Source organism: Pseudoalteromonas sp. Angola-7 (genome assembly GCF_028599255.1).
Lineage (GTDB): Bacteria > Pseudomonadota > Gammaproteobacteria > Enterobacterales > Alteromonadaceae > Pseudoalteromonas > Pseudoalteromonas atlantica.
Window position 1 is genome coordinate 149,484 of record NZ_JAQREL010000010.1, and the last position, 9,850, is coordinate 159,333.

Below are 9,850 nucleotides of genomic sequence, written 5' to 3' on the forward strand. Positions count from 1 at the left end.
ACATTCTCCAAAAAATTGACTTAACTAAGTTAAAGCAATTAATAAGCCAGTAGTTTTGAATAAGGTTACTTTTTTATAGGAGTTTGTTATTAAAGAAAAAACGACGCACAGAGCGTCGTTTTTTAATGGGAAGGAAGAGGCGTTATTTTTTTTGGTAGATGATTCCGGGGTTACAACGAACCATGTCGAACTCGTTACTTAAGCCAGTCATTGACTCTGATGCACCTAAAAACAAGTACCCTTTTGGGTTTAGTGCTTGGGCAAACTGGCTAATAATTTTTGCTTTAACCTCTGGTGAAAAATAAATAAGTACGTTGCGGCAAAAAATAATATCGAACTTGCCCATTAAGGCATAAGAGTCGAGCAAGTTTAAATGTCTAAAGCTCACCTGCTTTCTGACTGAATCGACAACTTTTGCCATTCCATTGCCGCTATCCATAAAGTACTTTTTACGGCGTTCTGCTGAGAGCCCTCGCGCTAATGCCAGCGCATCATATTCAGCGTTTTTACACATATCAAGCATTGTATTGGAAATATCAGTACCAATAATTTGTGCGCCCATACGCAGCACACCCGGCTGCTGCGCTTGAAACTCAGCAACCGACATGGCAATAGAATATGGCTCTTGACCTGAAGAGCTGGCCGCTGACCAAATTTTTACTGGCCGGCGAGCGTCTTTGAACTCAGGAAACAGTTTATTTTTTAACAGCTCAAATGGGTATTGATCCCTAAACCACAATGTTTCATTTGTGGTCATGGCGTCAACCACTGCGGCTCTAAGTTGCCGCTCATGGGGGGCAAGCGTTTTACTCACTAACTGTGATAAAGATTCAACATTAAAACGAGCCATAAGCGGAGCAAGCCGACTTTTTACTAAATATTGCTTGTTTTCGCCTAGCACAATACCACATTGCTGCTCTAAAAAAGAGCGGAACTGATCGTAGTCACTTTGCTGCAAATCTTTATTATTCAAATTATTAACACCTATTGTTGCTTAATCACAATGAACCCATTTTTTAACTGCTGTTGCCAATTCATCTGGGTTAAATTTTGCTATAAAGTCATCCGCGCCGACTTTTTCAATCATCGCCTGATTAAATACACCACTCAAAGAAGTGTGTAAAATAACATGTAGAGGCGCTAATTTAGGGTCAGCTTTAATTTCTGCTGTTAATGTATAGCCGTCCATTTCAGGCATTTCAACATCAGAGATAAGTAAACCTACACGCTCCGTAATATCATTTTTACAATCAAGCTCGGCGATTTCTTTAAGCCTAACTAAAGCCTCTTTACCATTTTTTGCAAGCTCGGTTTGCACGCCAAGCGGCTCGAGTGCTCTTTTTACTTGGTTACGAGCCACGGCTGAATCGTCGGCAATAAATACAATACGCTCGCCTAAGTCTTTTTGTATAGCACTATCGGCCGCCAGATCTGCACTAACCTCTGTATTTACCGGACAAATTTCGTTTAAGATTTTTTCTACATCGAGAATTTCGACTAATTCGTTTTCAATTTCGGTAACAGCCGTTAGATAAGAATAACGCCCTGCACCCGACGGGGGTGGCATTATTTTTTCCCAGTTCATGTTAACAATTCGCTCAACGCCGCCGACTAAAAAGCCCTGCACAGAACGATTGTATTCTGCAATTATAATGAAGCTGTCTTTTACATTTTCAATCGGGCGGCCGCCTACGGCCATAGATAAGTCGATAACTGAAATAGTTTGACCACGAATATGCGCAACTCCCCGAATGTATGCATTTGATTTTGGCATACTCGTTAAAGGGGGACATTGCAGTACTTCTCTTACTTTAAATACATTGATCCCAAAACGCTGACGCCCTCTGAGCTTAAATAATAGTAATTCTAGGCGGTTCTGCCCAACCAACTGGGTGCGCTGGTTTACTGAGTCTAAAATGCCTGCCATTCAAATCTCCTAAAGAAAACAAGTAATGCGGAACGATAATTGCTTTCTGTTTATAAAGCTACATAACATCGCGGGAGCGTCTAAAGTTTGACGCAAAATATTTATACCCTGTTTGAAACCATAAGCATAGTCGAAACATTATGAGTTTGTTAAAAAAAGTCAGAAGATACAGTGTTTTTTATTTTCTTGCTAGCCTCTGCTTAGCAACACCTTTGCATGCAAAAGTGTTTAGTAAAGATTTATTACAACAAATTGCAATTTCTCATATTGCTGAACAAGTTACCGTACCTCTTGAGAAAAATGTGGAGATCACCGCGCTTGCGCTTGATAGCCGTATTCCTGATAGAGTGTGCGAAAATGACCCAGAGTTGGTTGTGCCAAATGAGCCGCCATTTACACGTCAGGTGACTGTACAAATAAAGTGTAACGATGCGCAAAGCTGGACTCAGTATGTTCATGTAAGAATAGTAAAAATGGCACCCGTTGTGGTTGCCACGGCAAACCTGGCCCGTGGGGAGGTTATTACTGAGTCTCATTTAAGTGTACAAATGAAGCCTTCACAATTTGTTAGAGTTCAATATTTAGATGACCCTTTAATGCTTATTGGCAGCCGCAGTAAACGAAATATACGCAGCGGTATGCCCGTTTTACTTAATCAAATTTGCATGGTTTGTAAGGGCGATGCCGTAAATATTTATGCGAGTATTAAAGGACTTAGGATAAAAACAACAGGTATAGCACTTGAAGATGGCACTTTAGGTGAACAAGTGCAGATTAAGAATAAAAAGTCCGGTAAAATTTTGAATGCACGCGTAGATGGTGTAGAGTCTGTGCAAGTTAATATTTAATTTCGATTTATACTAAAGTATCCTATGTATATGCCGATAACTTGGCATAAGTTGGGTAATATACAGGTTTATTATTATGGTTAATCAAGTTAATGGCAGTAATCAACAAGCTAATGCGCTTACAAACGCAAAACAGCAACAAGTTGATATTAAAAAAGATAATGCTGCAAGTACACAAACAGCACCCACCCCTTCGCCGAAAGCTGCGAGTGACTCAGTGAGTCTAACACCACAAGCACAGCAGTTAAAAACACTGCAAGATAAAGCGCAGCAGTCTTCTGGCTTTGACAGTGAAAAAGTTGCTGAGCTTAAAAAAGCGATTACCGAAGGTAAATACCAAATCGATGCTGAAAAGCTGACCAAAAACTTAGCGGATTTTGAGTTTAACGTATATGGCTGATCACAATAGTTTAATTAGCGTTAAATTAAATGAACAAGTGAATTGCTTGGATTCGTTACATGCGCTGTTAAACGAAGAGCTTAGTATTATTGCCTCTCGTAGAGGTGAAGGTTTAAAAGAACTTGCCCAACAAAAAATGTCTTTTTTAACTAAGCTTACGCAGCTTGATAAAGAGTTGAATAAACTTTTTGCTGCAAATGATGAAAATGCCCCTGAAGTAACTGAGCGAGTAGCGCAAGTTAAGGCGCAGTTAGCGCAGTGCCAAAAACAAAATAAAGTAAACTCGCACGCTGCCCGCCAAGCGCACTTAAGTGTAAAACAGCTTAAAGATATTTTAATAGGCGCCCCAACTAGTATGACCTACGATCAAGGCGGTAGCGTGGTTAATACCGACAGTAAGCTGGTACGTAATCTAAAAGCTTAACTGCTTTTATTTATCCAAATTTATTAAAAAAGCCCTTATTGAAGTCTCAATAAGGGCTTTTTTAGGTTTACTATTTAACCCAAACAATACCCGTTGTCTTAAATATTTAGCCTTTATAACGTGCTAAAAAAACGCTAACAGCATTATAAGTTTCTCAGGTAAAACAAACCACCTTTTAATAAAATGAGTATTAGTGCCCCACTTCAGTTATTTAACTGAAGTGGGTACTCTCCATTTATACCAATCCGCTTAATTAAGTGATCTATTTTGAGGCTGGAAAAACGTGTTGTTAGCTAGGCAAAAAACTCGCTATTTAGTTGTTCTAAATAAGAATTTTTTAACGCTGATAACGACACGTTTAGCCCCACAAAATGATTAAGTATTATTGCGGGTTGGTATTATATATCCGTTTGATTGTTACCATTTTCAATTAAGTGTTTAATCATTTCCTCTGATTGGTTTTGAACATCAACGGCTGGCGCTGCCTCATCAACACGTCCTCCACTTTGTGCAGGGCTATAAGCAATTGCAGAGCCTTCTTCGTCAAGTAAGTTATTTAATGCAAGCAATTGCTCTGTTTCAGAGTCAATAATTACATCGTTTAAATTAAGTGGCTCTGTTTCGCTTACTTGTACAACTTGCTCAGATGAACTTGTCATACTTCCTATATTTTCAAGGTTTATCGTTTCTGTGTTTAACACGCCATCGCTCTGCGTATCTCCCAATGCCGACTCTTCGCTAAATGACGAAGGCATAGTATCGCCAGCACCTGAGCCAGATTGTGACGTGTATATATTGCCAGACTGTTCTATCTCATTAGCAGTATTTTTGATTAAGTAGTTTCCTACCTCATCAACAGTAACGAAATAATATTGCTCCCCTCCACCAATGTTCAGATTAGCTAAGTTTAAGAACCCTCCCCAATCCCCATTGTTATCTGAAGTAAAGCTCGCTGAAAGTTCTAATACATCTAGATCTAGACCGAGCAAGTTAACACCCAATAATGAAGAGCCAATAATATACACTTCTGTATCTGGCTCTGTTGTTCCTTCAACTGATGGAAGTAGAATACCTAATACTCCTGAACTAAAATCAGTAACCTCAAAACCTATTGGTGTTGTATCAATAACCAACCCAGATACGCTACCGCTTGAAGTTGTATTGCCTGATGTATCCGTTGCTACCGCTGTTACAGAGTATGCGCCATCAACTAAATCTGTATCTGGCGAAGCGCTCCATGCCCCGGATGCATCAGCGGTTACTTGCTTAGTGACCTCAATGGGGCCGCTAAAGGTGACTAATATCGTTTCTCCAGCACCAGCAGTTCCTGTAACAAGTGGACTTTGATCCGCGGTTAGAGCGAGTCCTGAGTCAATTGTAATACCTGAGTCAATTGCGCTAGTTGTGGATTGCGTACCTGTATTACCTGCGCTATCAGCAATGCTTACATCTACGCTGTAGTTACCCTCAGGAAGTAATTCTTCTGAGGTCACGCTCCAAGTTCCATCAGGACCAACTGTTGTTTGAACATTGTGAGTGGCACCCGCTGAATCAGTAAACATAACGACTACTAACGCGCCTGCAAAGCTTCCCGTTACTGAGCCTGTAACAGTAGGCGTAGTATCTTGCCCTACCGATATTGGGTCTATGACGACAGTTGGCGCTGTGTAGTCTGTACTTGACACCATAGTATCGCTAGAAGAGTTACCCGCAGTATCACTTATGGATGCTGTAGCACTAAAGCTACCTTCACTTAATGGAGTAGTCGCTGTTACTGACCATGCGCCATTGCCTGCAACTTGGGCAGTAAGTGTTTGTGAATCATTATTAGCATCAGTAATAACCACGCTCAGTGTTGTACCTGCTGGTGCATCACTTGTACCTGTAATGGTTGGTAGTGAGTTATTAGTCACTGGTAGCTGGTCAATATCGATTGATGGCGGTGTTAAATCAACAATGCCACTTAGGCTTGTAGAACTTGTAAGGTTTAAGTTTTCGACTGTCGCATCAACCGTAAACGCACCTTCAGCTAATGGAGTGGTCGGTATTAATGTCCATACACCAGCAATAGCTTGAGTGTTATAGGTTGTTGCATTACCACTACTATCTGTAATAACAACCTCTACATTACCGTTTATTACATCGGTAGTACCACTAATAGTAGGAGTTGTATCGCTTGTATCTATTATTGGGTTGATTAATAGACTCGGTAAAGTGGTGCTCACAACGCCCGTTTGCGTCACCGTTGCTATATTACCTGCATCATCAATACTAATGGCTTCTATGGTTAATTCGCCTTCAGCAAGTGCAGGTGCAACAATAAGCCACGTGCCATCGCCTAATACTGTTGTAGTAACTTCATAAAGTGTGTTTGTAGAGTCGGTAATATTAACCGTAATTAAGCTACCAGCCTCTTCGTCACTGGTGCCAGTAATAGTTGGCGTTAGCGTGTTAAGTACACCAAAGGCATCTATTTCTAACGATGGCGGTATGGTATCAATCGTCACTTGCTCAGTAGCAGATTGGCCTACATTACCCGCAGCATCAGTAATACTTGCAAATACACTATATATACCATCAGGTAGGCTCGTGGTTAATAACGACCACGTGCCATCACTCCCAACAAGGGCATCAAATACTGTTGCGTTGCCGTTACTATCTACCACAGTTACATCAATGTCCGTACCCGGAGCTTCCTCTGAAGTACCCGAAATAGTTAGTATGTCAGTATTGCTGATGTTCAACGGTAAAATATCTACCACAGGTACTAACGTATCAACAACAAACTCAAGCGTTTGCGTTACTACATTGCCAGCATCATCAGTGATACTCACGTTGGCAACATGCTGCCCTTCAGTCAGCGCATCGACTTCTAGTGAAAATAGACCTGCTGCATTCACTGTTGTGGTTAGTACTGAGCCGCCGTCTAACTGAATTTCTACCACACCATTAATTAAATCACTGGTTCCTTGAATTATTGGAGTAGAATCTGACGTTGTACCAATTACTTGTAAATCAAGTGTTGGCGAGATGGTATCTACTACACTACTAATTAGCTGTGTCGCTGTGATCCCAACTTCACTTAATACATTTACAGTTACAGTAAACACGCCCTCAGCAAGTGATTGAGGAACTTGTACTGCCCATGAGTTATCTGCCTGTACTATTGCAACGAGTTCTTGCACAACGTTATCACTATCAATGACTTCAACAAGTACTTCGGTGCCTGGGGCTTGGTCGGTCGTACCGCTAATGATTGGTAAATCCCCTTGCCCTGTAACAAAGTCAACCACTGCATTAAGTAATGGCGTTGACGCATCAACATCAGCCGTAGTTATAGTGGTTGTGTTACCTGCATCATCAGTCGCAGAGGCTTCTACAACTGATAGGCCAATAACATTAACCGCTAGGCCTAGTAATTCCCAATCACCATTGGCATCGGTGGTAACATCGTATGTTAAGTCAAGTAAATCACCTGCAAGCTCTAGAGTTACCGTAACGGTTTTGCCTTCACCTAAATCAGATGTACCAGATAAAGAAATAAGCTGCCCTAGCAAGAACGAAGGCACAATAGTAAGCTCTGGCCCTACTGTATCTACTTCGCCACCCGTTTTACTATCTACCGAAGTATTTCCTGCACTATCAGTAATCGTAGCCGTAACACTGTAGACACCGTCAGCTAAAATGTTATCGGCAGCGGCTTGCCAGTCTCCATTTGCATCCGTTTGTACGGTAATTTGGTGCGATGCACCAACTGAATCCGTAAACGTAACAATAACGTTTGTATTTGGCTCGTTTGATGTGCCACTAATTAATGGCGTGCTGTCTTGGGTAAGTATTAATGAACTTTGATCAATACTAATTTCTGGCGCAATTGTATCTATATTTGCGTTAGTGGTATTGCTACCTGTATTTCCGGCATTATCAGTAATAAATACCTCAACTGAATATGCTCCCTGTGAAAGAGTATTACTTGCCTCTACTGACCAAGTCCCACCGGCTTGCACCGTTGTATTGACTGTATGCGCATTACCTTGGAAGTCGGTAAATACCACAGCAACCACATCTCCTACGGCTGCACCTGTTACACTGCCAGAAACGCTAGGTGTTAAATCTGTACTACCTACAATATCGTTAATGCTAACCACTGGTGCGGTTATATCAACCACACCGGTAGTGCTAGTATTTACAGGGTTGCCCGCGGTATCACTTGTTGATGCAGTAACAGTATACGTGCCTTCGCTAAGCGATAAAGGAGCTGCAACTGACCATGTGCCATTTGCACCTACTGTGGCATTAACTGTTTGCTCTGCGCCTAAGCTATCTGTAATCAAAATAGCGACTATCGCGCCTTGTGGGGCTGTACTTGTACCTGAAATTGTAGGCGTTGTATCATTACTCGTTAGTAGCGGTGTAATATTCAATTCTGGGGCTGTTAAATCTATCAGCCCTGTATCTGTTGCACTGCTGGTTAAGCCACCTTCAGTCACACTGGCTGAAACAGTAAACGTGCCCTCAGGAAGGATATTTGTCGCATCTACACTCCATGCATTACCAGTTACAGTTGTTGTAACCGTGTGCGAGACATTATTAACATCGGTAATAGTAACCGTAACTAGCGTACCATTTGCAGCACTACTTGACCCAGAAAGCGTAGGTGTTTGATCGTTTGTATCAACAATAGTGTTTATATTAATGGTAGGTGCATTAGTATTAAGCGTGGCAGTAGCATTTGCTTCACTACTGTTACCTACAGTATCAGTAATGCTTGCTGAAACTGTCACTTGTCCATCAGTTAATGGCGTGGTTACATCAACACTCCAGGCCCCGCCTGCTCCCACAGTCGTTGCGTAGGTATCAGTGCTATCACCATCAGTAATTGTGACATTAATTGTAGTACCTTCAACCTCATTAGATGTACCTGAAATAGTAGGCGTGCTGCTATTAATTGTACCTAATGCGTCAATGTTAATGGTTGGTGCTTGAGTATCAACAAGCCCTGTTCCAGTCGCTGAACCTGTATTATTAGCATCGTCGGTAATACTAACAACAACACTGTAATTTCCTTCAGGTAAATTAGGCGCTGTTGTTTGCCAATTACCATTTGCATCAACCGTAGCAGCTAACGTATGCGTATCACCATTACTATCTGTAATAACAATATCTACATTTGTGCCAATAGGTTCACCAGATGTACCACTAATAACTGGCGTATCTGTGTTAAATACGGTTATGTCGTCCAATGCGACTATTGGTATCTGAGTATCAATTGTTAAGTCGATTGTTGTGTTAGTGATATTATTGGCGTCGTCAGCAACATTAATTTGCGCCGTATAGTTACCATCGGTAAGTGCAGTTGGTACCTCTACCTGCCAATTTCCATCAGCATCTACTACCGCAAAAAAGGTTTGGCCATCAATGCTAATTATTACATCAGCACCTATAGCATCACTAGTGCCTGATAGGGTTGGCGTTGTATCTGCTGTAGTGTCGATAGGATTAACGCTAAGAGTAGGTGCTATGCTGTCTATTTCACCTTGTGCTTGCTCAGTGGTTAAATTACCCACATCGTCTCTTACCTCTGCGGTAACAGTGTACTGCCCTTGTGCTAACTCGGTTGGCACTTCAACAGACCAACTTCCATTAGCTTGAACTATGGCCGTAAATTGCTGGCTTTGACCTGCACTATCTACAACGGTTAGTTCTACCTCGGTTCCTTGAACCATATCAGTAACACCAGAGATCACAGGCGTTGCATCGTTCGATAAGGCATCAACAGTCACAGTGAGCGCAGGTGCTTCATTATCAAAATTAAGTGAGTTGACGCTCGCAACATTGCCGGCTGCATCACTTGCAGTTGCAGTAACATACGCAAGACTAAGCAAAGGTACTGTTATGTTGGCAAGTCCCCATGTGCCATCAGCATTCGTGGTAGCAGTGTACGTTGCGCCCACTAAACCACCGACTAAATACTCGGTAATTGTGATCACTGACCCTTCTGGTAAATCAGAATCCCCTGAAAGAGAGACTAAATTGCCTAGGGCAAACGAAGGAATGATCTCTAAAGTCGGTGGCGTTACATCCACTTCGCCGCTGTCTGTCCCTGTGCCCGTGTTACCCGCTACATCCGTGATGCTAGCACTGACACTGTAGTTACCTTCGGCTAAATCAGTCGCTGGGGTGGCACTCCAATTACCATTGGCATCGGTTTGTACATCAATAGTTTGTACGGCATTGGCTGCATCGGTAAA

At 41.9% G+C, this 9,850-nt stretch carries 6 protein-coding genes; 3 read left to right on the forward strand and 3 right to left on the reverse strand.

Annotated elements, in window-relative coordinates:
- Window positions 1-142: 142 nt before the first annotated feature.
- The gene (locus tag PSH50_RS14230) at window positions 143-973 is read right to left on the reverse strand and encodes a protein-glutamate O-methyltransferase CheR (protein ID WP_273587032.1); all 831 of its coding nucleotides are present in this window, start codon (window positions 971-973) and stop codon (window positions 143-145) included.
- 21 nt (window positions 974-994) lie between these two features.
- The gene (locus tag PSH50_RS14235; protein WP_004588013.1) at window positions 995-1,927 is read right to left on the reverse strand and encodes a chemotaxis protein CheV; all 933 of its coding nucleotides are present in this window, start codon (window positions 1,925-1,927) and stop codon (window positions 995-997) included.
- Between the two features lie 140 nt (window positions 1,928-2,067).
- On the opposite strand from PSH50_RS14235, the gene flgA reads away from it, so the two are divergent.
- The 3 genes from flgA to flgN all read left to right on the forward strand — a co-directional run bounded on the left by flgA (window position 2,068) and on the right by flgN (window position 3,599).
- Entirely contained in the window at window positions 2,068-2,775 is a 708-nt protein-coding gene (flgA, locus tag PSH50_RS14240) for a flagellar basal body P-ring formation chaperone FlgA (protein ID WP_138612317.1), read from the forward strand.
- Window positions 2,776-2,851: 76 nt separating this feature from the next.
- Window positions 2,852-3,175, forward strand: a complete 324-nt coding sequence (gene flgM / locus PSH50_RS14245; RefSeq protein WP_055016783.1) for a flagellar biosynthesis anti-sigma factor FlgM — start codon at window positions 2,852-2,854, stop codon at window positions 3,173-3,175.
- The gene (gene flgN, locus PSH50_RS14250) at window positions 3,168-3,599 is read left to right on the forward strand and encodes a flagellar protein FlgN (RefSeq protein WP_055016782.1); all 432 of its coding nucleotides are present in this window, start codon (window positions 3,168-3,170) and stop codon (window positions 3,597-3,599) included. The genes flgM and flgN overlap by 8 nt, the downstream gene beginning before the upstream one ends.
- 398 nt (window positions 3,600-3,997) lie before the next feature.
- Here flgN and PSH50_RS14255 read toward each other — a convergent pair.
- Window positions 3,998-9,850: Ig-like domain-containing protein (locus PSH50_RS14255; RefSeq protein WP_273609785.1), on the reverse strand; the 5,853-nt coding region annotated here is incomplete at its 5' end.

Coding starts and splice junctions, on each gene's coding strand:
- PSH50_RS14235 (WP_004588013.1), bottom strand. CDS start 1,927: ATGGCAGGCATTTTAGACTCAGTAAACCAGCGCACCCAGTTGGTTGGG.
- flgN (WP_055016782.1), top strand. CDS start 3,168: ATGGCTGATCACAATAGTTTAATTAGCGTTAAATTAAATGAACAAGTG.
- flgM (WP_055016783.1), top strand. CDS start 2,852: ATGGTTAATCAAGTTAATGGCAGTAATCAACAAGCTAATGCGCTTACA.
- flgA (WP_138612317.1), top strand. CDS start 2,068: ATGAGTTTGTTAAAAAAAGTCAGAAGATACAGTGTTTTTTATTTTCTT.